Source organism: uncultured Lactobacillus sp. (genome assembly GCF_902491705.1).
Lineage (GTDB): Bacteria > Bacillota > Bacilli > Lactobacillales > Lactobacillaceae > Lactobacillus.
The window spans coordinates 1-1575 of sequence record NZ_CABUIW010000112.1; the positions used below are offsets into that span (position 1 = coordinate 1).

The 1575-nt window shown below is 30.0% G+C and carries 2 protein-coding genes; both read right to left on the reverse strand.

All coding sequences use genetic code 11. The features are described from left to right. Nucleotides 1–108 precede the first annotated feature (108 nt). A complete protein-coding gene (mreD, locus tag RDN22_RS11350) occupies nt 109–633 on the reverse strand; it encodes a rod shape-determining protein MreD (RefSeq protein WP_049553843.1) in 525 nt (174 codons plus the stop codon). Nucleotide 634: 1 nt separating this feature from the next. After that, complete coding sequence (gene mreC / locus RDN22_RS11355; protein ID WP_013989878.1) at nt 635–1465, reverse strand: rod shape-determining protein MreC; 831 nt, start codon at nt 1463–1465, stop codon at nt 635–637. Between the last annotated feature and the right edge of the window lie 110 nt (nt 1466–1575).

Sequence of the window (1575 nt, forward strand, 5' to 3'; positions counted from 1 at the left end):
TGCTGAAAGAATACGTTTTTTCATAATATAAAATACTACTCCTTTTCGATAAGACCTTTTAATTGTATCAAAAAATGGCGCAAATTTTGTTACGCCAATATTACAGTTCTATTTAAATCTATCAACTGACAGATACAAAAATAATTTTTCAAGAATAGGTTTAATAAAGATAAAGATCAAAAGATTAAACACTATACTAGGACTTAGTTGATAAATAATAAAATTCGTCACAGACTCATTGGAGAAACCATAAAATGAGGCAAAGCCAAAATTTATAGTATCAAATAGAAAGAGGAATAAAAACATTAACAAAAAATCAACATAGGTATTTCTCTTAATAATTCGACCTAGCTGAGTTAACAGATAGCATAACAGTGGCAAAGTTAGAATTACTATACCAACTGTTTTGAAATAATAGGTATCATAAAGAAATCCAAAATAAACAAGGTAAAGAAAGGAATACTTATTTGGAAAATCAAGAGTTAAGATGAAAATATAAATAATAAAAAGATGAGATGATAGAAAAAATTCAGGAGATAAATAATGATTAAATATCATCGAAATATGACCATCCCATAGAAAAGGAACAATACTCAGTAAGAAAGGAATAATAGAATACTTGGATAATTTCATATTATTTACCATCTCCAACTAGAGTAACATAAGAAATTTTATCAAAATCAGCATAAGGTTTCACCAAAATCGTACGATTTCCTTCATAATCACTCACAGAGTCTACAGTACCAATTGGAACATCCTTTACTGATACATCATCAAGACCACTTGTAACTACTTCAGTGCCAACCTTAACGTTAGAAGATGAATTGAGTTGTGTCATCTCTAACAGCTTCTTTTTATTATCATAACGAGATATAATCCCGAAAATATGGTTATCATCCTCTGATTTGACGCTAGAAGCAAGGTAACTATCACTAGAACTACTAGAAAGTAAAGAAATAGTAGTAGTATCATCATATACCTTAGTTACCAAACCAATTACTCCACCATTAGAAGTTGCTAACATAGATTTACTAACATTCTTAGACTTACCGACATTAATTGTTAACTCTTTTAACCAAGTCACAGAAGGTCGCATAGAAACTTCAGCAGTGAGAACATTATCACGACTTAGTTTGTCCGAAAGATTAAGCGAAGCTCTTAAAGAATCGTTCTCTTCTTGCAAGTTAGAAATAATAGATGATTGATTTTCTAAATTTGATAAAGATTTTTTTAAATCTCGATTCTCATTATAGGTTGATAAGAGATCAGAAATAACATTATGAGATTTTGATAAAGCAGTAAATGGAACTGAAACCACTGAGTCTACTTTGGTAACGAAACCCGAAACATTAGACGAGATATCCTTCGTTAATTTTTTATTAGTAAAGACAAAAGAAAAAAGCATTACAAAAAATAGAACAATAATAAACCCATAAAGAAGAAATCGATAAAAACTATTTTTCATTTTGTCACCTCAAAAAAAGAAAACGAATTATCTAAAAGATAATTCGTCTTAATAGTACGGAGAATGGGGGATTCGAACCCCCGCGCCAGTTACCCGACCTAACGATTTAG

What these genes read in the sequence shown, in the direction of transcription:
- mreD (WP_049553843.1), bottom strand. Translation starts at nt 633, where the DNA reads ATGAAATTATCCAAGTATTCTATTATTCCTTTCTTACTGAGTATTGTT.
- mreC (WP_013989878.1), bottom strand. Translation starts at nt 1,465, where the DNA reads ATGAAAAATAGTTTTTATCGATTTCTTCTTTATGGGTTTATTATTGTT.